Source organism: Streptomyces amritsarensis (assembly GCF_001953875.1).
In the GTDB taxonomy this organism is placed as follows: domain Bacteria; phylum Actinomycetota; class Actinomycetes; order Streptomycetales; family Streptomycetaceae; genus Streptomyces; species Streptomyces amritsarensis.
In genome coordinates this window covers 1-21,876 of the sequence record NZ_MQUR01000112.1, presented here as the reverse complement: position 1 = coordinate 21,876, position 21,876 = coordinate 1, and the positions used below count along the sequence as shown (strand labels likewise).

Here is a 21,876-nt window from a genome sequence, read left to right as displayed (position 1 = left end):
GGGCTGCCGGCCCGCGCCGGGACCGCGGCAGGCCCCCGGCCCCGCGGTCCCGGCCACCACCCACCCCCATCCACAGGAGGCACCACATGCGCGTCCCGACCGGAGCCCGCCGCACCACCCTCGCGGGCGGAACCGCTCTCCTGCTCACCCTCGCCCTCGCCCCGTCGGCCGGTGCCGGCACCACCCACCACGCGGGTGACCGGGGCTCCCTCGTCCTCGTCGGCGGCGCACTGGCGGCGGACAACACCGAGGTCTACGGCGAGATCATCAAAAGGGCCGGCGGGGCCTCCGCGAAGATCGGAGTGATCACCGCCTCCTCGGTTCCCGCCAGCCAGGACCCGCACGCCGCCGACCCGGACAAGTGCAGCAACTCGCAGTGCAACGGCGCCTACTACGCGTCCCTGTTCGAGCGGCACGGCGCCGCCGATGCCCAGTGGATCCCCGTCGACCTCGACCACATCGCCAACGCCGACTCCGACGAGGTCGTACGGCAGGTCAACTCCATGACCGGCTACTTCTTCGGCGGCGGCGACCAGTACCGCTACGTCACCACCCTGCTCCGCGGCTCCGCCCACACCGACTCGAAGGTACTCGCCGCGATCCGCGCCAAGCTCACGGCCGGCGCGGTCGTGGCCGGCTCCAGCGCCGGAGCACAGATCGCCGCCGGAGCCGACATGGTGACGGGAGGCGAATCGTACGAAGGACTGCGCGACGGCAGCAGCCCCGGCTACTTCCAGGACCCGACCCGGCTCGGCTACCTGCCTGCCGGCGGGTTCGGCTTCCTGCGCTCGGGACTGATCGACACCCACACCGGCGCCTACGGACGCGAGGGCAGGGCCCTGCGCCTCGCCGCCGACACCGGACACGACCGCGTGTACGCACTGGAGGAGAACACCGCCCTCATCGTCGATGCTCCCCGCACGCCGCACGAGCGACTGCGCGTTCTGGGCCCACGCGGCGTCGCCGTCCTCGACCTGCGTCACGCCCGCACCCGAAAGGCTGCCTCCGGAGCCTGGTCCCTGACCGGAGCACGCTACAACTACCTGACCGACGCCGACCGTTACGACCCGAACCGCTGGCGCGTCCTGCCCGCCCGCGACAAGCACCCCCTGAAACCCACGGTCGACTCGCCCGTCCCCGCCAACCCCGACGTCTTCTTTTCAGCCGCCAACCCCACAGGCGTCCCGTACTCCTTCCTGGGTACCGCCCGGGCCCTCGCGGCCAGCAGCTCCCAGAGCACCGCGACCGCCAGCACCTTCGAAAGCGGACCCCGTTTCACCGTCACCCTCAGCAAACAACCCGGATCTGCCGCCTGGACCGACGACGGCGCCACCGCGCACACCATCACCGACCTGCGCGTAGCCGTCGCCCCGGAGTGACTGCGCCCTGACCGCACCCGGCCGACGGGCCGGCCGGCCACCAGGAGAGGGGCCGGCCGGCCCTGTCACCCCGATCAGCGGCAGTAGGCTCGACCCGCCACTTCTCCCTCCTGCCCCCGACCCCATGAAAGAAGACCCGCGCATGGCCCCTGGCACGCTCGCCGACGAGATCCGCCACAAGCTGGGCGACGTCAGCCCCGCCGAACGCAAGGTCGCGCGCGTGCTGCTCGCCGGCTATCCCTCAGCCGGCTTCGAAACCATGGCCGTGCTCGCAGAGCGGGCAGCCGTCAGCACCCCGACCGTCCTGCGCTTCGTCAACCGGCTCGGGTACAGAGGCTTTCCCGACTTCCAGGCCGCACTGCGAACCGAGCTGGACGAGCGCAACGCCTCCCCCCTCTCGCTGTACGAGGCCACCGACTACGGTCGCAGCAAGGGCGAACCGGGGGAGGACCTCTCCCTCCTCCAACGGGGCAGCAACGTCTTCAGCGGCGCCGTGACGCAGACCCTCGCCGAACTCCCCCCGCACGACCTCGACCACGCGATCAGACTGCTGTCCGACAGCAAACGCCGCATCACCCTGGCCGGAGGACGCTTCACCAACCTGTTCGCCCAGTACCTCGGCCTGCACCTCATGCAACTGCGCGACGACGTGAGATTCCTGCCCGACCGCGACGTCGAACGCACCGCCGTGTTCGCGGCTCTCCACAGACGTGACGTCCTTGTCATCTTCGACTACCGGCGCTACGAGCAGGACAAGGTCGCGATGGCCGAACTCGTTCAGGCACAAGGCGGAAAGGTCATCCTCTTCACCGACATGTGGCTCTCGCCCGCCTCCCACCACGCCGAGGTGGTCCTGCCCAGCCAGGTCGCGGCCCCCTCCCCGTACGACAGTCTGGTCCCCACCCTCGCCGTCATCGAGACGGTCGTTGCCGGAGTGCTCACCGCTCTCGGTGAAGACGCCCACCAGCGGATGCGGCACGGGGAGGACACCGCCCGCCGCATGGGCCTGTACTGACGGGCCGTCCCCACTCCGGCGCGGTATCACACCAGCTCGGGCCCGGCCCTGAAGGCCGGCTCGCTGCCGTCCGCAGGCAGCCGCGGGGGTGCGCTTATTTATGTGGCCGGCCACATTCCTGTGGTACGTTTACGTGGCTGGCAACGTAAATCTCGTCCCTTCCGTCACGCTCGTACTTGGCCGGCCACCTAAGCGCGTGTTAGGTGTACGTTCCCGGCCTCCCCCGGCCGCTTGGCACCGCCGATCCAGGAGCTTCCATGTCCGCCGCCGCCCGGCCGCCCGTCCCGTCCACCGCACGATCCGGACACCTCAGCTACGCGATCTTCACCCTTGCCCGCGCCCACCGCGCCCGTGCCGCAGGCATGCTCCGCGAGCTCGGCCTCCACCCGGGTCAAGAACTGCTGCTGATGCAGCTCTTCGACCGCGACGGCCAATCCCAGTCCGAGCTCCTCGAAAGCGCCGGCCTGGACCACTCGACCGTCTCGAAGTCGGTCAAGCGCATGCAGGAAGCCGGACTGCTGACCCGCACCCCGTCCGAGCACGACCGCCGGGTGATGAACGTCCACCTCACCGATCAAGGGCGGGCTCTCAGGCGCCCCATCGAGAAGATGTGGGCCGCCCTCGAGGCCACCGCCACCGAGGGACTCGACCCGGCCGCCGTCGAAGCCTTCGTCGCCACGGCCCTGGCCGTCGAACAGTCCATCTGCCGAAGCGACCGCGCCGATGCCAGTGCCGACGCCGACGGCGGCACCGGCACCGAGACCAACCGGCCCACCGGGCGAACCCACCGACCATGACCTTCAGGAGCACATCCATGCGCGCCATCGTCTTCGACCGCTTCGGCGGACCCGAGGTCCTGCACGAAGCCGAACAGCCCATCCCCTCTCCCGGGCGCGGCCAGATCCGCGTCCGCGTCCGTGCCGCCGGCGTCAACCCGGTGGATGCAAAGATCCGCTCCGGAGCGATGGAGCACATCTTCCCCAGCCCTCTTCCCGCCGTCCTGGGCTCGGAGTTCGCCGGGACCGTCGACGCCCTCGGCGAGGGCGTCGAGGACGTAACGGTCGGCGAGGAGGTGCTGGCCTGGGCCGACACCGGCGCCTACGCCGAGTACGCCCTCGCCTCCCGCTACGCCGTCAAACCCCGCGAGCTGTCCTGGCCGGAGGCCGCCTCGCTGCCCGTGGCCGGGGACGCCGCCCGGCGCGTGCTGCGCCGGCTGGCCGTCGCCGAAGGCGAGACCCTGCTCATCCACGGGGCGACCGGCGGGGTGGGCACGATGACCGTGCAACTCGCCGTCCGACAGGGCGTCCGCGTGATCGGCACCGCCGGAGCCGCCAACCAGGACTACCTCGCCTCCCTCGGCGCCACCCCGACCCGGTACGGGCCCGGCCTCGTCGAGCGCGTCCGCGCCCTCGCCCCCGGCGGCCCCCACGCCGTCTTCGACGCCGCCGGGAAGGGTGCCCTGCCCGACTCCGTGACGCTGCTCGGGGGCACCGACCGCATCGTCACCATTGCCGACTTCACCGCCTCGGCACTCGGCGTCGCCTTCGAGTCCGGGCCACAGTTGCGCGACCCCGCCGACCTGGCCGCGCTGGCCCGCCAGGCTGCCTCGGGGCAGCTCACCGTCACCGTCGCCGCCACGTACCCGCTGAAGGACGCCGCCCTGGCGCACGAGGCCGGCGCCTCAGGCCACACCCGCGGCAAGCGGGTCCTCACCCTGCCCTGAGACACGGGGCCGCAAGGTCCCGCAGGGTCCCCAGGCGCCCTGGTTCCGGGCGTGCCCCGCCAGGACGCCGGCCGCAACGCGATGGACCACCACACCACACCCAGGGAAGGACACCCGTGAGCGCGTACGTCGTGATCGACCTCGACATCCATGACCCGGACGGCTTCCAGCGCTACGCCGACGCCGTGTTGCCGCTGATGCGCGAGGCGGGGGGCCGCAACCTCGTCGTGGATCAGGCTCCCGTCGTGCTGGAAGGCGACTGGCGCCCGTCGACACTCGTCATCCACGAGTTCCCCGACCGGGCCGCCGCCCAGGCCTTCTGGGACGCGCCCGCCTACCAGCCCCTCAAAGCCCTCCGGCGCAAGCACTCCTGCGTCCGGGTCGTCGTCGGCGCACCCGGCTGACGACTCGACCGGTACGGGCAGGCGCCGGCCTGCCCGCCGGGGCGCGCAAGGCTGCAAGGACCGCGAAGCGACAGACCTGCACGGCACCGGCTTCCGTGCCGAGCCGGCGTACGCGTCACCCGGCCGCTCCCTCGGGGGGCGGCCGGAGGCGCAGGCGGGCGGCGAGCACGGCGACGTCGTCCTCGGCGTGCTCTGCGTCGAGACCGGCGCAGACGGCCTCCACGACGTCCGGGACCCCGCAGCCGGCGCTCATGCGGAGGGCGGCGAGCCGGGCCAGGGAGGTGTCGATGTCCTCGCCGCGGCGCTCCACCAGCCCGTCCGTGTAGAGCAGGATCGTCTGGTTCGCCGTGAAGGGCAGGGCGACGGCCTCGTAGCCGCCGATGCCGGTGCCCAGCGGCGGTCCGACGGGCACGTCGAGGAGCCGCCCCGCGCCGTCCGCGCCGAAGACCGCCGGCGGCAGGTGCCCCGCGCTCGCGTACGCGGCCGTCGCGCGGGCGGGGTCGACGCGGACGAGGAGGCAGGTCGCGGGGCGGCGGTCGTCCTCCGCGGCCGACAGCGCGTCCAACTGGCGCAGCACGCGGTGCGGGGCGAGATCGGTGGAGGCCACCTCGCGCAGGATGGACCGGTAGGCGTTCATGTCCACGGCGGCCTCCAGCCCGTGGCCCATGACGTCCCCGACCACCAGCAGGGTCCGGCCGAAGTGGAGCCGGACGGTCTCGAACCAGTCGCCGCCGACGAGGGCGCGGGAGCCCAGCGGCAGATAGCGGCTGGCGACCTCCAGATTCGGATGCGGACGGCCGGGCTCCGCGACCAGCGCCCGCTGGAGGTCGAGCGCGATTTTCTCGGTGGCCGCCAGGCGGCGTGCGTGCCCGACGTGCGCGCACGCCAGCCGCGCCGCGAAGTGCAGGGTGGCCGTCTCCTCGGCACTGAAGGCGGAGTCCGCGCGGGCCGCGAGAAGCCGCCCGTACCCCTCACCCCGGCCGGCCAGCGGTACGGAGACCACGTGCGCGGACGGGACCCCGCCGTCGGGTGGATCCAGGAGGCCGGCCGAGTCACCCGCGGCGGCCACGCGACCGGCCGGGCCGCTCCGGCCGCCGCGGCCGCCGCCGGTCAGCTCCACGACCGCGGCGTCGCACAGGCCGCGCAGCAGGAACCCGGTCAGCTCACGCCAGATCACGCCTTCGTCGGAGGACGTCCCGATCCGCTCGGCGGCCTCCTCCATCGCGCGCAGCCGCGCGTCCGGGCCGCCCGGGCCGTTCGTGCCGTCCGGGCCGTCCGGGCCGTCCCGGTCGAGCGCCATGGCCCGGTGTCCGGCGCAGCGGCCGGCTCAGGCCCCGCCCTCCTCGAGCACGGAGAGGACGTTGCCCGCCGGGTCCTTGAACCAGGCGATCGGGGGGCCGCCCTCGCTGCGGGAGACGCCCTTCGCGTCCTGTCCGAAGCCGTCGTAGCGCTCGAAGGCCACACCGCGCGTACCGAGGTCGTCGACGGCCCGGTCGATGTCGGGGACGGGGAAGTTCAGCACGGTGAAGGTCGCCGGTGTGTGGTTCTCCTTCGGGTACACCAGCACGTCGGTGCCTCCGCCCAGGTGGAGGGAGAGCATCCCGTTGTCCTCGGAGACCCGCAGGCCGAGGGTCGAGCCGTAGAAGTCCTTCGCGGCGTCGATGCTGTCGACCGAAAAACCGCTGAATGCCTTGCTGTCTCCCAGCATGGTCGCTCCCTGCGCCTGTCCCGGTCCCGGCCGATCACGGCCCTCCACGCCCCATCGTCCCTCCGAACGCGGGCAGCCGCACGGCAGGTCGGGGCGCCCCGGTCGGCGGGGGCGCCGCTTTCAGAGGGCGGGGTTCACGGGCTCGTCGCCGCCCATGTCGAGTCGGAACGGCGGGTAGGCGTCCGTCATCAGTGAGGCATACGCGGTGACCCGCAGGACCCACCGGTTGAGGCCGATGATCAGGTCGAACAGGTCGCGCGGGTACTTCTCGGTGAAGGCCAGCGTGACGACAGCGATCAGGGCGAGGAGGCCGATCAGCCCGCCTGCCGACCAGCAGCTCTGCACGGCGCCGGTGAAGATGCAGATCACCAGGTACTGCGGGATGGCGAGGAGCCACCACTTCACCAGGACCAGGCCGCGGGAGAGCCGTTCGGGGTAGACGATGTCCAGCCGGGCCGGGTAGTCGGGCTCGGGGCCGAGGCTGAAGGGCGGGTACCGGTCGGTGCCGAGGGCGCCGTACGCGTAGTAGGAGACCCGCCATGACCAGCGGAGCACTCCGAGGTTGAAGTCGAACAGCGCGCGCGGGTAGCGCTCGGTGAAGAGGATCGCGAAGAACGCGATCACGCTGATCACCAGGAACGCGAGCCACAGGAAGGCCAGCACGATGTAGTGGGGGATCGCCAGGAGCCACTTGACCAGCCACAGCCAGCGCGAGAGCGGTGTGTCCAGCCTGGCCGACACCGTGACCGGCGGGTAGGGGGTCTGCAGGGTCATGCCGTTCACCTCATCGCGTCGTCCGGCTCTCCCATCTTCCGTCCCGGCCGCGCGCCCCGCACCGTGCGAGGCCGACCGGTGGCGCCGCGGTGCGCGGGGGGCCTCCGGCCCGGATTCTGCTCAGCGTGCGGGCAGGTGGCGGCGCCTCGGGCAGGCCCTGGCGGCGGCGAGCAGGAGCTGTATCTGCTCGCCGACCTGGGACGCCTCGTGCACGGGTGCGGGGAAGGCCAGGCGGAGGTGTCGGCAGCGCGCCCTCGTCGACGGCGAGCGGGTCCGGCCGGGCGAGGGCGAGTTCGTCGAGTCCCACCTGCGCCGTCGCCTTCCGCGTCGCCAGGGTGACGCGCGCCGCGTCGAGGCGCAGGTCGACGTCGTCCTTCGAGGCGTCCGGCCCGGACCGGTGCGGAGGTGCGGGTGCCGTGACCAGTTGCGAAAGTCGGCCTAATGCCCGGGCAGTCGCGGGCCGGCGACCCGGGGCGTGTGCGCCGGCGTACGCCCCGAGCCGCACGCCACGACGGTGCGCCGCAGGGCCTGGCCTTCCCTCACCAGTAAGCGCATGGGGCCGGGCCGGTGGTCTCCCGTGCGCCCCCCATGTGCCCCTTCGGCCGTTCCCGCCGCCGCGCGTACGGTTCCGGGCCATGAGCGGATACGCGATGGAATCGGCCACCCCGGCGGAAATCGGAACCCAGGCACTGCCCCCCTCCGACCAGTGGTCCACGGCCCCCGTGGTCCCGGCGCCGGTGTGCCGCTTCGAGAACTTCCTCGGCGCGGAACGTGCCGGCACGCTCCTGTCGTACGCGATCTCCCGGGAAGCCGACTTCTCCGCGGGGACGGTCCTCGACCCCCTCTCCGGCCAGATCTCCCACAAGGGCCGCAGCTCCCTCGTCCTCCCCGTGACCAGCACCGTCTTCAGTGCGCACCTGGCGGACTGCCTGCCGCTCGTCCAGGAGATCCTCGGGCACCGGGCGGCGCTCACGCAGACCCTCACGGTCCTGACGTCGCACGGCGAAGGCGGCCACTACGGCATCCACACCGACGCCTCACGCGTCCACGACGTCGGCACGGCCCTCTCCGCCGTGTACTACCTCCACCGCAGGCCACGCGGCTTCGGCGGCGGGCAGCTCCGGCTGTACGACACCCTGCTCGCCGACGGCGGGGCCCGGCCCGCGGAGTCCTACCGCACCATCGAGCCCGAGCACGACACGATCGTGTTCTTCCCGGCCGGCGCCTTCCACGAGGTCGTGCCGTCCACCTGCCCCAGCGGGCACTTCGCCGACCACCGCTTCACCCTGACGACGTGGATCAGCGGCACCGGGTCCGCGGCTGCGGCCTCGGCGTCGGCGTCGGCGTCCGACGGTCCGTTCCGGATCTGGCCGTGGCTGGCCCATGCGGCCGAACGCACCCGCCCGCTCGCGGACGTGGACCACGACCACGACGGCGCCAGCCCCATCGCGCTTCCGGCGGCCGACCCGGCCACCCGGCTCGCCCTTCCGGCGCCCCGCCGGACGACGTAGCGCACCGCCACGCGTCCACGGCGGCACACCCCCGCCCGTGGCGCCGCACCGGCGACAGGCAGCGGTCCTCCGACTCGCCCGAAACGTCCTCCGCGCGACAGCATGGAGGGAGAGCGGGCGCTCGGCGGCACGGCCACGGGAGGAGGCGACACGCACAGTGACGAGAAATCGCTTTGCGTTCTGCGGGGCCCAGCTCGCCGCCGTCTACGTCGCCGCCGACCAGGACCGGGAACTGCATCTGGCCGAGCTGACCGGAAACCGGGGGGTCCTCTACGGCCTGCCCGCCATCCTCGCCGTGGCCGGCCACTCGCCCGCCGCGAACGCCTTCCGCTCCGGCCGTCCGCTGTGGCTGACCCCGAAGGAACTCGCCGCGTTCATCGAGGAGGACCCCCACCACTTCCCCGCCCGGGTCGGGGACGGCGCCCCGACCTCACCGGCCCGGATCTCGCTGGGCGCCCTGCCCCTGGGCCACGGTGACCAGGAGCTCGGCTGCCTGATCGTCGCCGGCGAGGTCGGGGAGGGCTTCAGCGCCGACGACCGCAGCCTGCTGGAGCTGTACGCCGACCAGGTGGCCGCCGGCCTCGAATCGGTCGCCGCCCGCTTCGCGGGACGTAGGGCCCCACAGGCACACCTCGTCCAGTCCCTCGTCCCCGACCAGGGCGGCGCCTTCATCCTCGACCTGGCCACCGGCCGCATGGAGGCCGATGCCCACGTGCTGGACCTCCTGGGCCTGTCTCCCGAACAGTTCGACGGGCAGGTGGAGACACTGCTCGCCTGCGCCGTCCCCGAGGACATGCCCGCGCTCATGGCGATCGTGGATCCGGACCGGCTGGCAGCCGCCGGACAGCAACTGGCGTTCCGTATCCGCCGCCCGGGCGGCGAGCTGCGCTGGCTGGGGCTGCGCTGCCGGGTCGAGGTCGACTCCGACGGCACACCCCAGCGCGTTCTGGGCGTCGTGGCCGATGCCTCCTACCTGCGGCCCAGCGCCGACGAGGTGTCCCTCGTGCAGCGGTTGTCGGCCACCCTCGCGGGAGCCGCGACCATCCGGGAGGTCAGCCGGCTGGCGGTCGCCGCCCTGCGCGAGCCGCTCGGCGCATCCCGCGTCGCGGTCGGCGAACTGGAGCCCGAGCGCCTCATCGTCACCGCGCTCGACCCCCCGGAGCCCGATGCCTGGCCCGAGGTGTGGCGTGCGGAATGGCGTTCCGAATGGCCCGACGTGTCACTCGGCGACCTGCCCACCCTGCAGAGCGCGCTCCGCGCCGGCCACATGAGCCTGTGGCCCCCGGGCGCGGCACTGGAGGCCGGGCTCCTGGGCGTCGGACCCGGAGGCCTGGCCGTGCTGCCGCTGCCCGCCGAGGGCAGGATGGTCGGGGTGTGCCTCGTGGGATGGGACGAGGAGCACCGATTCGCGCCGGAGGAGCGGTCCCTGCTGACCGCGGCCGCGGGGCTGGTGGGGCAGGCCCTGGTACGCGCCCACGCGCTCGACGCGGGCCACGAACTCGCCACGATGCTCCAGCGCAGCCTGCTGCCCCGCAAGCTCCCCGAGCTGCCGGGCGGGGTCGCCGTCGCCCGCTACCTGCCCGCGACCGCGGGTCTGGAGGTCGGCGGGGACTGGTACGACGTCATCCCGCTCGGCGACGCGCACGTGGCGTTCGTCATCGGGGACGTACAGGGGCACAGCGCGGGAGCCGCCACCATCATGGGGCAGATGCGCACGGCGGTGAGGGCGTACGCGGTGGAGGGCCACCCGCCCGACGTGGTGGTCGCGCGCGCCAACCGTCTGCTCGTCGGCATGGAGACCGACCTGTTCGCCACCTGCACGTACGTGCACCTCGACATGGAGGAGGGCATCGCCAGGGTCGTACGGGCCGGCCACCTGCCGCCGGTACTGCGCCATCCCGACGGCGTCGCCGAGGAGTTGGCGGTCGAGGGCGGGCCGCCGCTGGGGGTGCTCGCGGAAGCCGAATTTCCCATGACCGAGACGGGGATGCTCCCCGGAACCCTGCTCGTCCTGCTGACGGACGGCCTGGTCGAGTCCGCCCGGCTGCCCCTGGAGGAAGGCATGCGGCGGGTCTGCGAGACGCTCGCCGAGGCCGATCCGGTCGACACCGGAGGGGTCGCCGACGACCTGGTCGCGGGGGTGGGCCGCCGAGACGACGACGTGGCGCTGCTGCTGCTGCGCTACGACGGCACGGCGGGCCGGCCCAAGCGGAGCCACTGGACGGTGTGGCGCCTGCCCAAGGCCGTCCTGCACGCCCGCCGCTTCACCGCGCGCACGCTGCGGTCCTGGGGAGTGGTGGAGGAGGTCGACACGGCCCTGCTGATCGTGTCCGAGCTGGTCACGAACGCGATCGCGCACACGCAGGGAGAGGTGGGGATGGACCTGACCCTGTCGACCGACCGGTTGCGGATCGCGGTGAACGACGCCTCGCCGCGCAGCCCTGTCAAACCGGTGTCGGTGAGCTGGGAGTCGACCGGCGGCCGCGGCCTGCTCATCGTCGAGGCGACGGCGACGGCCTGGGGATCGGTCCCGCTCAGCGGCGGCAAGCAGGTCTGGGCCGAGATCCCCTGGCGCGCGCGCCCCGCCTGACCCGGCCGGGGCCGGGGCCCACCCGCGGACCGCGCGGCCGAGCCCACCGACCGGGCACGGCGTGCGCTCGCTTCCGCCGGACCGGCCGGCGCTGGACGCCGTTCGCGACGACGGCCCTGTCGGCCTGCTGCCGGTCGGGGATCGCCGCGGCGTGCAGGGCGGACAGCCCGACGGTCCGGTATCCGCCCTTGCGCTCGTCGCGTACCCGCTGCCGCAGTTGTGGCAACTGCCGCGCCCGGAGCGGCTGGAGCCGTCAGCCGGCCTCGGGGCGGTTGACGGCGACGAGTTCGACCTCGAAGCCGTCGGCGTTCACCAAGTAGGCGGCGTAGGACCGATCGCCGCCGGCGTGCGGGTGGCGGTCGGGGAACATCAGGCTCCAGCCGTGCCGCCGGCCTTCGGCGACCAGGCGCTCCACCCTCTCGTGGTCCTCCACGTGGAACGCCAGGTGGTTCAGCCCGGGCCGACACCGGTCGTGGCGGTCGGCCGTGAGGGCCGGGGACTGCTCGAACACCAGGTAGGTGGCTCCGAGCCGCCAGCTCCGCCCGTCGCTCCAGCTCTGGAACGGCGTGTAGCCCATGGCTTCCAGCAGCCAGCCGAAGGACGCGACGGCCCGGCCGAGGTCGGGCACCCAGATCTCGACGTGGTGCAGCATCCCGGTCGCCGTGGACGGCGGCATGTCGGACATCGCCCGCCTCCTTGGGCCCCATTCCCCGGACGCCGGTGGCGGCCGCTGCGGCCCATGATGGCGCATGCCCCCGGACGGGCTCTCGGCAGCCCTGCGCAGACCCCGCGCGGTCTTCCCGCCCGGGGCCGCCCGGCGTCCGTACGGGGTGCCGGGCCGGCGCCCGGCGTCAGGTGGCGCCGCTGCCGTCGACCGGGACGGCCAGGTGGTCGGCCAGGGCGGTGAGGGCCGTGCCCAGGGGGAGTGCGACCCGGGTGACGGCGTGCCGGTCGCCGCGGGTGGGGTCGCGGTTGACGATCAGCACGGGCTTGCCGGCCTGGGCCGCCTGCCGGACGAACCGGAGGCCGGACATCACCGTCAGCGACGACCCCAGGACCAGCAGCGAGGTCGCGCCGTCGACGAGGTCGCGGCAGCGTTCGACGCGGCCCGCGGGGACCGTTTCGCCGAAGAACACCACATCCGGTTTCAGGACGCCCCCGCACCGCGCGCAGGGCACCACGGAGAAGTCCCCGACCTGCTCGTCGGTGAGGTCGGCGTCACCGTCCGGGTTCAGCCGGGCGGCGACCGGCTCGAACCCCGCGTTGGCCTCCTCCAGTCGCCGCGCGAGGTCGCGGCGCGAGCCGGAGGTCCCGCAGGAGAGGCACACGACACGGTCCAGGCTGCCGTGGAGCTCCACCACGTCCGCGCTGCCGGCGGCCTGGTGCAGGCCGTCGACGTTCTGGGTGATCACCCCGGCGAGCAGCCCGTGCCGCTCGAAGGCGGTGACGGCCCGGTGGCCGGCGTTGGGCCGGGCGCGACCGAAGGTCCGCCAGCCGAGGTGGCTGCGCGCCCAGTAGCGGCGTCGGGCCTGGGCGCTCGCGGTGAACTCCTGGTAGGTCATCGGGGTGTGCCGGCGCAGGCTCCCGCGCTCGCCGCGGTAGTCGGGGATGCCGGACTCCGTGGAGAGGCCCGCCCCGCTGAGCACCAGAACGCCGCCGGCCCGCAGCGCGTCGGCGACCGGCCGCGGATCCGTGGTCCCGGGCGGCAGGTCCTCGGTGGGCGTCCAGCTCAAAGTGGGGCGCGTGCGCATGCGACCAGCGTACGGAACGGGCCCGCCGGACACCCGCCGTCCCGCGTGGCGGCGGGGTGGCCGGAACTCGTCCGGTGAAGGTGGACAGCGGGCTACTTATTGGTAACTTGCCCGAGTTGATCAAGGTCGGAGTCGTGGCCGATCCACGCACCCGGCCCGAGCCACCCCCCAGTCAAGGAACCACATTGGCACGCACCGTCCGTACGACGGCCCTCGTCTCCACCTCGGCCCTCGCGCTCGGCATCGCCCTCCTCGGCGCCACCGCCGCCCCCGTGCACGCGGCGCCCTCGCCCACCCCGCACCTGGACTCCATCGAGCAGACCCTGCGGCAGGTGTCCCCGGGCCTGGAGGGCTCCGTCTGGGAGCGCACCTCCGGCAACCGGCTCGGCTCCACCACGCCCGGCGGCGCCGACTGGCTGCTCCAGACGCCCGGCTGCTGGGGCGACGCGGCATGCACCGACCGGCCCGGATCGCGCCGTCTCCTGGACAAGATGCGCCAGGACGTCGCAGCGGCCCGGGAGACGGTCGACATATCGACGCTCGCGCCCTTCCCCAACGGCGGCTACCAGGACGCGATCGTCGCGGGCCTGAAGGAGTCCGTCCAGAAAGGCAACCGGCTCAAGGTGCGCATCATGGTGGGCGCCGCGCCCGTCTACCACTCCACCGTGATCCCCTCCTCCTACCGCGACGAGCTGCTCGCGAAGCTCGGCCCGGCCGCCGCGGCCAACATCACCCTCAACGTGGCCTCGATGACCACCTCGAAGACCTCCTTCTCCTGGAACCACTCCAAGCTGATCGTGGTGGACGGCAGTTCGGTGATCACCGGCGGCATCAACAGCTGGAAGGACGACTACCTCGACACCACCCACCCGGTCGCGGACGTCGACCTCGCGCTGTCCGGCCCCGCCGCCGGCTCCGCGGGCCGCTACCTGGACACCCTGTGGGACTGGACCTGCCGCAACAAGAGCAGCTGGAGCTCGGTCTGGTTCGCCGCGTCCCCGGGCGCGGACTGCATGCCCTCCCTGCCCCGGCCCGCCTCGCCGGCGGGCGGCGGGGACGTGCCCGCGCTGGCCGTCGGCGGTCTCGGCGTCGGCATCCGCCAGAACGATCCCACCTCCGCCTTCCGCCCCGTGCTGCCCACGGCCCGCGACACCAAGTGCGGAATCGGCTTGCCCGACAGGACCAACGCCGACCGGGACTACGACACCGTCAACCCGGAGGAGAGCGCCCTGCGGGCCCTCGTCGCCGGCGCGACCTCGCACATCGAGATCTCCCAGCAGGACATCCACGCCACCTGCCCTCCGCTGCCCCGCTACGACGTGCGCCTCTACGACGCCCTCGCCGCGAAGCTCGTCTCCGGCGTGAAGGTCCGCATCGTCGTCAGCGATCCCGCGAACCGCGGAACCATCGGCAGCGGCGGCTACTCGCAGATCACATCCCTCAACGAGGTGAGCGACGCCCTGCGCGGCCGGGTGGCGGCCCTGACCGGTGACGGCGCCAGGGCGCGCACGGCCATGTGCGAGAACCTCCAGCTCGCCACGTTCCGGGCGTCCGACCGGCCGACCTGGGCGGACGGCAAGCCGTACGCCCAGCACCACAAGCTGGTGTCGGTGGACGGATCGGCCTTCTACATAGGCTCCAAGAACCTGTACCCCTCCTGGCTCCAGGACTTCGGGTACATCGTCGAGAGCCCGGCCGCGGCCGGACAGCTGAAGAGCGACCTGCTGGACCCGCAGTGGCGCTACTCGCAGGCGACCGCGACGTACGACTACACCCGCGGCCTCTGCCAGGGCTGACGCGACGCGCCACCCCCGCGCCGCCGCCGGGGCGCCTGTCGAGGTGCCCCGGCGGCGTGCGCCGAGCCGCCCCGGCTAGAGCGGGGGAGGGCCCGTGGGGACCGAGGTGTCGGCATGCCGAAGTTCGGCGAGCAACTCACTCTGTCCGACCAGCAGCTCGGTGAGGATGCGCCGGGCGGCCCTCAGGAGCTCCGCCACATCGCCGCCGGCGAGGGCGTAACTGACCGTCGAGCCGTCGCGTATGGACACCACGATGCCCGATCGGCGCAGTACCGCGAGCTGTTGCGAGAGGTTGGACGGTTCGATCTCGATTTCGTTCAGCAGCTCGCGCACGGGTACGGGGCCGTTCTGAAGGAGTTCGAGCACCCGGATGCGGACGGGGTGTCCGAGCATCCGGAAGAACTCCGCCTTGGCCTGGTACAGCGGGACCTGCATGTGGCAACGCTCCTACCCGGGTTCTGACCTATGGACGGGGACGGCGTCCGGTTCCGCCGGGCCCGCCCCCGGTGACCATGACCAGCCATTCTCCTGTACCCCGGCCCCGCCCCACCCTGCGCTGACTTTATTCGGATGTGCCGAGTTGAAGATTTCTTCAACTCGTGGGCAAAAAAAGGGGTCGGGGTACAGGAAGGCGGCTAGAGCTCCAGATCCGCTTCGATGCGCTTGAGCTGGTGCCGGGCCATGGCCAGGTTCGACTTCGCCTTGTCCAGGACGATGTAGAGGAACAGGCCGTTGCCCCCGCGTCCCTTGAGCAGCCGGATGAGGTGGTACTGGCTGCCGAGGGTGATCAGTACGTCCTCGATGTCCTCCTTGATGCCCAGCATCTCCATGGTGCGGGCCTTCGCCCGGATCACGTCGGTGTTCCCCGCGGCGGCGACCGTCAGGTCGAGGTCCTTTCCTCCCCCCAGCGTGCCGAGGGCCATACCGCTCGTGTAGTCGACCAACGCCGCCCCCACGCTCCCCTCGATCGAGGTCATCGCCTCTTTCAGGGACGTCTCCACGTTCACCATCGTTTGCAGCCTCCTCGTTTTCACGGCCCTGGCCGGCTTCACGTCTCCGGCCTGGTTGCACAAAGGACGCTACGCGCTGGAGGCCGGGGACGTGGCGAACATCGGGTATTCGGGCAGGACATGGACCTCCATCCGCTAAGGTGCGAGCCCCTGATCGCCCGACTGCCGGAAAAACCACGGGAGTCGGCGCCGACCGGAGCCCTCCCGCCGGGCGGGTGAGGGCCCCGGCAGGGCGCGTTCGTGCAGCTCGGAGCCGGTCGGCGGGCCGCCTACAGCTGGTACCCGCCGGACACCTCGATGTCCTGGGCGGTGATCCACCGGCCGTCGTCGCCGACCAGCGCCGCGATCAGGGAGCCGACGTCGTCGGGCTCACCGACCCGGCCGAAGGCGGTCTTCGCCGCGATGGCCGGCACGACCTCGGGGAAGCGGGTGAACGCGTCGTCGGCGAGCCGGGTACGGGTGGCGCCGGGCGAGACCGCGTTGACCCGGATGCCGCGCGTGCTGAACTCCTTGGCCATGTAGCGGGTCAGCACGGTCAGGGCGCCCTTCAACGCCGCGTACGCCGCGTAGCCGGGCTCCAGCCCGGAGGTCGCCGACGCCGCGCTGCTGCTGACGTTGACGACGGAGCCGCCGTCGGCCATCAGCGGCAGGAGCCGCTGGGTCAGGAAGTACGGGCCCTTCAGCAGGACCCGCGCCAACAGGTCGAAGTCCTCCTCGGCGGTGTCCTCGATCAGCGAGGTCCGCGCGATGCCCGCGTTGTTGACCAGGTGGTCGAAGGTGTCACGGCCCCACGTCGTGCGGAGCGCGTCGGCCACGCGGTCACGGAAGCCGTCGAAGCCGGAGCTGTCGCCCAGGTCCAGGTGGAGCGCGACGGCCGTGCCGCCCGCCTTCTCGACGGCGGCCACGGTGTCCAGCGCACCCTGCTCGTTGCGGCCGTAGGTCAGGATCACTCCGATCCCGCGGGCGGCGATCCGGAGGGCGGCGCCCTGGCCGATGCCGGAGCTGGCTCCTGTGACGATGGCTACCTGCATGGTGGTCCTCCTGGGAGTCCGGTGGGGTGCGGTACTTCCATTGGACGCCTCTGACCTGCCATTCCAGTAGAACGATTGTCCATGAGACGTGCCCGATCCTCCCGCTTGCGGGATGCCGGGACCGGTCCTGTGCTGCACTGGACCCATGGATCTGGAAGAGCTGCGGACCCTGCTCGCCCGGCACGCGCGCCCCGACGCCGCCACGCCGGTCGACGGAGTGCTCGTATCGAAGGTCGACCGGTCGGACGCACCGGAGCCGGCGACCACCGGCACCGTGCTCGCGGTCATCGCGCAGGGCACCAAGCGGCTGGCAGTCGGGGACCGGGTCCTGGAGTACGGCGCGGGACAGTACCTCGTCGCCTCCGTGGACCTGCCGGTCACCGGCCAGTTCCTGCGCGTCGGCCCCGACCGTCCCGCGCTGGGCTTCGGCCTGGTGCTGGAGCCCTCCGACATCGCCGAACTGCTGCTGCTGGCCGGCCCGGGGGACGTCCCCCGGGCCGGCGGCAGCGCCGCGTCGGCCCTCGCCGTCTGCGACGCACCCGACGAACTGCTCGACGCGGTGGTGCGCCTGCTGCGGCTCCTCGACCGGCCCCGCGACCGCGCCGTGCTCGCGCCGCTGATCAAGCGCGAGATCCTGTGGCGGGTGATGACCGGGGAGCAGGGCGGCACCGTACGCCAGCTCGGCCTCGCCGACAGCGGCCTGAGCCACGTGGCCCGGGCGGTGGCGTGGATCCGCAGCCACTACGCGGAACCGTTCCGGGTCGAGGACCTCGCCCGGCGGTGCGGCATGAGCCAGTCCGCCTTCTACCGGAACTTCCAGGCGGTCACCGCGATGAGCCCGCTCCGCTTCCAGAAGCAGATCCGGCTCCAGGAGGCCCGTCTGCTGCTCGCCGCCCGGCCCGGCGACATCACCGGCGTCGCCCACCACGTCGGGTACGACAGCCCGTCGCAGTTCAGCCGCGAGTACCGGCGGCAGTTCGGCACGCCTCCCAGCAGGGACGCCGCCCGCCTGCGGCTCGACGCACCGGGCGCCCCTGCACAGCTCGTCTCCTCACACCAGGTCGACGTGGCGGCCGTTCGCCGGGGCAATGTCAGTGGTGATCGGTACGGTCGGCACACTTGACCGCTGAGGAGCGCCCACCATGAGATCTCCGGCCGAGCTGGACGCCGTCGACTGGCACGACCTGACCCACGCCTACGGCCCGGCCGCGGACGTACCCGACCTGATCAGGGCGCTCTACGCGGACGACGACGACACCGTCGGCGAGGCGATCGACGAGCTGTACGGCAACATCCACCACCAGGGCACCGTCTACCCGGCCTCCGCACGCGCCGTCCCGTTCCTCGCCCACGCCGTGCTCCACGCCCCCGGCAGGCGCGACGAGTTGCTGATGCTCCTCGCAGTCCTCGCCGACCACGCCCCGCAGGACACCGAATCGCCTTCCTGGCCCGGTAGTTCGGCCGCCGCGATCTGCACCGAGCTCGCGCGGGTGCTCCCGGACCTGCTTCCCTGCCTGGGTGACGCCGAGCGCGGGGTGCGCAGGGCCGCGCTGCGGGTGGTCGCCGCCGTGGCCGGTCGGCTGCCGGCGAAGGCGCGGGCCACGGCCGAGCGCCGGGTCGAGGAGGTGTACACCACCGATCCCGTCGCCTCGGTACGGGCGGACGCCCTGGTCGCCCTCGACCGGTTCGGCCGCCGGGACGAGGCGTTCGACAGCCCGTTCCCCGAGGTCAGGCTGGCCGCAGCCCTGCTCGCCGCCGAACGCTCCGGGCCGCCCTACGGCAAGCGGCTGGTGGACGTCCTCGCCGAGGACGGGGCCGAACCGGATCCGGGAGAGGACGGCTTCCCCTGGGCGGGCACCGGGACGCAGGAGGACCGGCTCACCGAGGTGCTCACCCGGGACGCGGACGCCGGACTCGCCGTGGCCGCCCGCTGGATCGCGGCCGGTGACCTCGGCGGGCGCGGATCCCGGCTCGGCCGGCTGATCGCGGAGACCTGGCGCGACCGGGAACCGGAGGTACTGGCCCTGATGCTGGCCGCCCTGCCGCACCAGCGGGACACCCACGCGTCGGCCCACTGCCTCACCGCCGTCGGCGAATGGATCGAGCGCCTGCCCGAACCAGGCGCCGACCTCAGGGACGCGCTGTACGACCACGCCCGGACGGCGGGCGACACCGCGGCGCCCGCGCTCCTCGCCCTGGTGCGCGCACGCGACCCGCGCGCCCTGGAGCTGGTCCTGTGCCACCCCGGCCCGCAGACCCTCAGGGCGGCCGCCGCCTCCTTCCCCGAGGCCGCCGACCGGCTGATACCCCTGATCCGCCGCACCCTGGCAGCCGGCGCCACGGGGAACGACGCCATCGCGCTGATCGGTGCGCTGGCGCACTTCGGGGCCGCCGCACGGCAGGCGCAGCCGGAAGTCCTCGACTGCCTGCGCACCCGGCGTGCGGCCGTCGTGGCGGCCCGCCGGACAGGCCTGGGCGGCGTCGTGACGCCGGAGGTCACGTCGCTGCTGCAGGACGCGGTGGAGAGCACCGACTCCTCGCTCAGCGCCGCGGCCGCCGTGGCCCACCACCAGCTGACCGGCGAGACGGGACCGGCGCTGCGCGTCTTCGAGGGCCTGCTCACGGCGCAGGGCCCGGTCCACTGGCACCTCAGCAGCCTCCGGCCGCTGGGCCGCGCGGCCGCTCCGCTGCTGCCGCTCATCGAGCCGCTGCTGACGGCAAGGTACGAGTGGACCCGTATGGCGGCCGCCGAGGCCCACCACACGATCACCGGCTCCCCGGAACGGGCCGTCCCCATCCTCGCCGCCCTGGTCGGCCCCACCCCGGTCGGACTGCGCGCCCTCGAAGCCCTCGCCGGCATCGGCCGGATCCCCGACGAACTGCGCCCGACCCTGCGGTCCTTCGCCTCCTCGCCGCTGCGCCTGCTCTCCGCGACGCCCTTCTCGGAAGTCCACCCGGACGAGGAACTCCGCGCCCTCGCCCGGCGCTTGCTCACCACCGGCTGACCCTCGCGGCGCAGGCCGAGACGCACACGCGTACGCCGGTACGGAGCCGGGCAGTACCCTCCGTGTGACGGCCGGGGGGAGCGGTATGCGGAACGAACAACGCGTGGTGCAGCGAAGTGCCCTTTATTCACGGCTGCTTGCACTACTCGCCGTCCTGGCGGCCGTGGCCTTCGTGTACACGGTGGTGCGCGAGAACCTGCCACCCCGGCTCACCGCGGACTGGCCGTGGAAACTGCGGCTCCTGGACTTCCAGAGCGCCACGGCGGCGGTCATAGCGACGGTCGGCGCGGCACTCGCCCGCGCCCAGTACGCCCGCGCGGTGCGCCCTGCGCTCGGCTACACGTGCCGGGTCCTGGCCGGCCACGCACCCGGCGGGGCCCTGGCGTGGTCGTGCCACGCCTTCAACGGGGCACAGGACGTGGCCGTGGTCACCGCGGTCGGCTACCAGGTCCGGTTCACCGGGGAGCCGGAGCAGCCCGAGCCCTCGTCCTGGTCGGACAGGGACGAGGTGGTCGCCGCCTGTGTCGCGCGGGGCCTTGTCGACCGTCAGGACCTGTGGATCGACCTGATCGGCGGCGGCAGGCCGATTCCAGGCCAGGGAACGATGTTCCTGGCCTGGTTCGCCGAGCGCGCCCTGTCCGACATCGAGACCGTCCTCGTCCGGGTCCGCGTGGTCGACCGCGTGGGTGACGTGCACGAGCGCGTGCTCGACCTGTTCCGGGGCGTCAACCGCCACCCCGCGGCACCCGACCCGCACCCGTTCCAACTGGACTAGTAGTGCTTCGTTACGTTGGGTGATCTTGCCTGCGCGTGGGCAGTTTCTGCGTATGAGGTTGGGGGAGGTGGAACGGCTCCGGGGTGAGTTGGCGGAGTTCGTTGCCGATGTCTTTGGGTCCTTGCCGCGGCGGGATCAGCGCCGGTGGGGCGAGTGCTATCTGCGGGGACTGATGCTCGACGGCCGGCGCAAGTCGATCCAGCCGATGGCCGATCGCCTGCCGGACGGCAACATGCAGGCTCTGCAGCAGTTCGTGAACCAGTCGCCGTGGGATCCGCTGCCGGTGCGGCAGCGGATCGCCGAGCGGTTGTGCGAGGTGATCCAACCCGAGGTGTGGGTCGTCGACGACGTGTCGTTCCCCAAGTGCGGCACCGAGTCGGCGGGGGTGGCCCGACAGTACTGCGGAGCACTGGGCAAGCGGGCGAACTGCCAGGTCGCGGTCAGCGTGCATGCTGCCACCGACACCGCTTCATGCCCTTTGGAGTGGGAGTTGTTCCTGCCCGAGGAGTGGGCGCGCGATGACCGGCGGCGCCGGCGGGCCGGGATCCCCGACGATGTCGGGCACGTCTCCAAGACCTGGCTTGCGCTGGGGCTGCTGGAGCGGCTGGCCGAGCAGGGGCTGGAAGTGCCGACGATCGTGGCGGATGCCGGCTACGGCCGCAGCGTCTCCTTCCGGCTCGCTCTGGAGGAACGCGGCTGGTCCTATGTCGTGGCCGTTGACCCCAAGGAGGTCGCCCGGCCCGCGGAGGCTGAGCCTCATCAGCCTGTCTATGGCGGGCTGGGGCCGCCCACGCTGCCCCGCTACCGCGAGGCGGCCCGGCCCCTGCCCTACCTTGTCGAGACCGGCACCCGGTTCGAGGAGGTCACCTGGCGGCAGGGCAGCAAAGGCGCGATGACCTCGCGCTTCGCCGTGATCGAAGTACGGCCCTCGGGGAAGGAAGCCACCCGCACGGCTCAGGAGCAGGCCGGCGGACGCAGTCGTTGGGACGGGGTCCTGCCGATGCGGACCATGCTCGTCGAGCAGCCCGCAGAAGCAGCCGAACCGACCGGCTACTGGATGACGAACCTGCCCCCGATTACTCCGGTCGCTGATCTGGTGCGGTGGGCGAAGATGCGCTGGCGGATCGAGCACGACTACCGCGAGCTCAAGCACGGCCTGGGCCTGGACCACTTCGAAGGCCGCACCTGGCGCGGCTGGCATCACCACGTCACCCTCGTCACCGCCGCCCAGGCCTTCCTCACCCTGCGACGGCTCGACCCAAAAGTCCGGATGCCGGCCTGAGCCTCTACCAGGTCCTCGATGCCCTTCAGGACCTGCTTCGGTGCTGGGCCGGCACCTGCACCACCTGCGGCCGAACCCTGCCGACCAGCAGAACCAGAACCTAACGAAGCACTACTAGGCCG

20 protein-coding genes are annotated in these 21,876 nt (G+C 72.7%); 12 read left to right on the top strand and 8 right to left on the bottom strand.

All coding sequences use genetic code 11. The features are described 5' to 3' along the window. The first annotated feature begins 86 nt into the window (after positions 1-86). The 5 genes from AVW11_RS31255 to AVW11_RS31235 all read left to right on the top strand — a co-directional run bounded on the left by AVW11_RS31255 (position 87) and on the right by AVW11_RS31235 (position 4,521). Positions 87-1,379, top strand: a complete 1,293-nt coding sequence (locus AVW11_RS31255) for a cyanophycinase (RefSeq protein WP_076046712.1) — start codon at positions 87-89, stop codon at positions 1,377-1,379. A gap of 142 nt (positions 1,380-1,521) precedes the next feature. Then, positions 1,522-2,394 (top strand): MurR/RpiR family transcriptional regulator, encoded by an 873-nt coding sequence (locus AVW11_RS31250; protein WP_030848080.1) that lies wholly within the window; start codon positions 1,522-1,524, stop codon positions 2,392-2,394. Between the two features lie 257 nt (positions 2,395-2,651). Continuing rightward, positions 2,652-3,191: a MarR family winged helix-turn-helix transcriptional regulator gene (locus AVW11_RS31245; protein ID WP_076046711.1), complete on the top strand. Its 540-nt coding sequence runs from the start codon at positions 2,652-2,654 to the stop codon at positions 3,189-3,191. A gap of 17 nt (positions 3,192-3,208) precedes the next feature. Further along, entirely contained in the window at positions 3,209-4,117 is a 909-nt protein-coding gene (locus tag AVW11_RS31240) for an NADP-dependent oxidoreductase (protein WP_076046709.1), read from the top strand. Positions 4,118-4,233: 116 nt separating this feature from the next. Continuing rightward, a complete protein-coding gene (locus AVW11_RS31235) occupies positions 4,234-4,521 on the top strand; it encodes a DUF1330 domain-containing protein (protein ID WP_076046708.1) in 288 nt (95 codons plus the stop codon). 115 nt (positions 4,522-4,636) lie between these two features. Here AVW11_RS31235 and AVW11_RS31230 read toward each other — a convergent pair whose 3' ends face one another. The 3 genes from AVW11_RS31230 to AVW11_RS31220 all read right to left on the bottom strand — a co-directional run bounded on the left by AVW11_RS31230 (position 4,637) and on the right by AVW11_RS31220 (position 7,003). Beyond that, positions 4,637-5,821, bottom strand: a complete 1,185-nt coding sequence (locus AVW11_RS31230; protein ID WP_079250872.1) for a PP2C family protein-serine/threonine phosphatase — start codon at positions 5,819-5,821, stop codon at positions 4,637-4,639. A gap of 27 nt (positions 5,822-5,848) precedes the next feature. After that, entirely contained in the window at positions 5,849-6,229 is a 381-nt protein-coding gene (locus tag AVW11_RS31225; protein WP_076046707.1) for a VOC family protein, read from the bottom strand. Positions 6,230-6,349: 120 nt separating this feature from the next. Further along, a complete protein-coding gene (locus tag AVW11_RS31220; RefSeq protein ID WP_060179598.1) occupies positions 6,350-7,003 on the bottom strand; it encodes a DUF4389 domain-containing protein in 654 nt (217 codons plus the stop codon). 635 nt (positions 7,004-7,638) lie between these two features. On the opposite strand from AVW11_RS31220, the gene AVW11_RS31215 reads away from it, so the two are divergent. Continuing rightward, positions 7,639-8,514 carry a 2OG-Fe(II) oxygenase gene (locus AVW11_RS31215; protein ID WP_079250871.1) on the top strand — a complete coding sequence of 292 codons (876 nt, stop codon included), beginning with the start codon at positions 7,639-7,641 and terminating at the stop codon, positions 8,512-8,514. A 157-nt stretch (positions 8,515-8,671) separates the two neighbouring features. Further along, entirely contained in the window at positions 8,672-11,104 is a 2,433-nt protein-coding gene (locus AVW11_RS31210) for a SpoIIE family protein phosphatase (RefSeq protein WP_076046705.1), read from the top strand. A gap of 253 nt (positions 11,105-11,357) precedes the next feature. Here the strand turns inward: AVW11_RS31210 and AVW11_RS31205 are convergent, their stop codons facing one another. Together AVW11_RS31205 and AVW11_RS31200 are read right to left on the bottom strand one after the other, a co-directional pair. Continuing rightward, positions 11,358-11,780 (bottom strand): VOC family protein, encoded by a 423-nt coding sequence (locus tag AVW11_RS31205; RefSeq protein ID WP_206281938.1) that lies wholly within the window; start codon positions 11,778-11,780, stop codon positions 11,358-11,360. 175 nt (positions 11,781-11,955) lie between these two features. Further along, positions 11,956-12,855 (bottom strand): NAD-dependent protein deacetylase, encoded by a 900-nt coding sequence (locus AVW11_RS31200; protein ID WP_030848062.1) that lies wholly within the window; start codon positions 12,853-12,855, stop codon positions 11,956-11,958. A gap of 185 nt (positions 12,856-13,040) precedes the next feature. Here AVW11_RS31200 and AVW11_RS31195 point away from each other — a divergent pair, with 185 nt between their 5' ends. Continuing rightward, on the top strand, positions 13,041-14,651 hold the full coding sequence (locus AVW11_RS31195) for a phospholipase D-like domain-containing protein (protein WP_060179593.1): 1,611 nt from the start codon (positions 13,041-13,043) through the stop codon (positions 14,649-14,651). 75 nt (positions 14,652-14,726) lie between these two features. Here AVW11_RS31195 and AVW11_RS31190 read toward each other — a convergent pair whose 3' ends face one another. The 3 genes from AVW11_RS31190 to AVW11_RS31180 form a co-directional block, all read right to left on the bottom strand. Beyond that, positions 14,727-15,086 (bottom strand): ArsR/SmtB family transcription factor, encoded by a 360-nt coding sequence (locus AVW11_RS31190; RefSeq protein ID WP_030848056.1) that lies wholly within the window; start codon positions 15,084-15,086, stop codon positions 14,727-14,729. Between the two features lie 200 nt (positions 15,087-15,286). Further along, positions 15,287-15,661 carry a hypothetical protein gene (locus AVW11_RS31185; protein ID WP_030848047.1) on the bottom strand — a complete coding sequence of 125 codons (375 nt, stop codon included), beginning with the start codon at positions 15,659-15,661 and terminating at the stop codon, positions 15,287-15,289. Positions 15,662-15,930: 269 nt separating this feature from the next. Beyond that, on the bottom strand, positions 15,931-16,692 hold the full coding sequence (locus AVW11_RS31180; RefSeq protein WP_076046702.1) for an SDR family NAD(P)-dependent oxidoreductase: 762 nt from the start codon (positions 16,690-16,692) through the stop codon (positions 15,931-15,933). Between the two features lie 145 nt (positions 16,693-16,837). Between AVW11_RS31180 and AVW11_RS31175 the strand changes: the two genes are divergently transcribed. From AVW11_RS31175 to AVW11_RS31160, 4 genes are all read left to right on the top strand, one after another. Then, positions 16,838-17,815, top strand: a complete 978-nt coding sequence (locus tag AVW11_RS31175; protein WP_079250870.1) for an AraC family transcriptional regulator — start codon at positions 16,838-16,840, stop codon at positions 17,813-17,815. Positions 17,816-17,834: 19 nt separating this feature from the next. Continuing rightward, positions 17,835-19,697, top strand: coding sequence for a hypothetical protein (locus AVW11_RS31170; RefSeq protein ID WP_076046701.1), 1,863 nt, complete (start codon positions 17,835-17,837; stop codon positions 19,695-19,697). A 103-nt stretch (positions 19,698-19,800) separates the two neighbouring features. Beyond that, entirely contained in the window at positions 19,801-20,472 is a 672-nt protein-coding gene (locus AVW11_RS31165; RefSeq protein ID WP_240528315.1) for a hypothetical protein, read from the top strand. A 52-nt stretch (positions 20,473-20,524) separates the two neighbouring features. Beyond that, positions 20,525-21,754, top strand: a complete 1,230-nt coding sequence (locus AVW11_RS31160) for an IS701 family transposase (RefSeq protein WP_076046713.1) — start codon at positions 20,525-20,527, stop codon at positions 21,752-21,754. Positions 21,755-21,876: the final 122 nt, after the last annotated feature.

Excerpts from the sequence above, each read along its gene's own strand:
- AVW11_RS31250 (WP_030848080.1), top strand. The coding sequence starts at position 1,522 with ATGGCCCCTGGCACGCTCGCCGACGAGATCCGCCACAAGCTGGGCGAC.
- AVW11_RS31180 (WP_076046702.1), bottom strand. The coding sequence starts at position 16,692 with ATGCAGGTAGCCATCGTCACAGGAGCCAGCTCCGGCATCGGCCAGGGC.
- AVW11_RS31225 (WP_076046707.1), bottom strand. The coding sequence starts at position 6,229 with ATGCTGGGAGACAGCAAGGCATTCAGCGGTTTTTCGGTCGACAGCATC.
- AVW11_RS31200 (WP_030848062.1), bottom strand. The coding sequence starts at position 12,855 with ATGCGCACGCGCCCCACTTTGAGCTGGACGCCCACCGAGGACCTGCCG.
- AVW11_RS31160 (WP_076046713.1), top strand. The coding sequence starts at position 20,525 with ATGAGGTTGGGGGAGGTGGAACGGCTCCGGGGTGAGTTGGCGGAGTTC.
- AVW11_RS31175 (WP_079250870.1), top strand. The coding sequence starts at position 16,838 with ATGGATCTGGAAGAGCTGCGGACCCTGCTCGCCCGGCACGCGCGCCCC.
- AVW11_RS31220 (WP_060179598.1), bottom strand. The coding sequence starts at position 7,003 with ATGACCCTGCAGACCCCCTACCCGCCGGTCACGGTGTCGGCCAGGCTG.
- AVW11_RS31240 (WP_076046709.1), top strand. The coding sequence starts at position 3,209 with ATGCGCGCCATCGTCTTCGACCGCTTCGGCGGACCCGAGGTCCTGCAC.
- AVW11_RS31255 (WP_076046712.1), top strand. The coding sequence starts at position 87 with ATGCGCGTCCCGACCGGAGCCCGCCGCACCACCCTCGCGGGCGGAACC.
- AVW11_RS31190 (WP_030848056.1), bottom strand. The coding sequence starts at position 15,086 with ATGCAGGTCCCGCTGTACCAGGCCAAGGCGGAGTTCTTCCGGATGCTC.
- AVW11_RS31245 (WP_076046711.1), top strand. The coding sequence starts at position 2,652 with ATGTCCGCCGCCGCCCGGCCGCCCGTCCCGTCCACCGCACGATCCGGA.
- AVW11_RS31170 (WP_076046701.1), top strand. The coding sequence starts at position 17,835 with ATGAGATCTCCGGCCGAGCTGGACGCCGTCGACTGGCACGACCTGACC.
- AVW11_RS31230 (WP_079250872.1), bottom strand. The coding sequence starts at position 5,821 with ATGGCGCTCGACCGGGACGGCCCGGACGGCCCGGACGGCACGAACGGC.
- AVW11_RS31205 (WP_206281938.1), bottom strand. The coding sequence starts at position 11,780 with ATGCCGCCGTCCACGGCGACCGGGATGCTGCACCACGTCGAGATCTGG.
- AVW11_RS31185 (WP_030848047.1), bottom strand. The coding sequence starts at position 15,661 with ATGGTGAACGTGGAGACGTCCCTGAAAGAGGCGATGACCTCGATCGAG.
- AVW11_RS31215 (WP_079250871.1), top strand. The coding sequence starts at position 7,639 with ATGAGCGGATACGCGATGGAATCGGCCACCCCGGCGGAAATCGGAACC.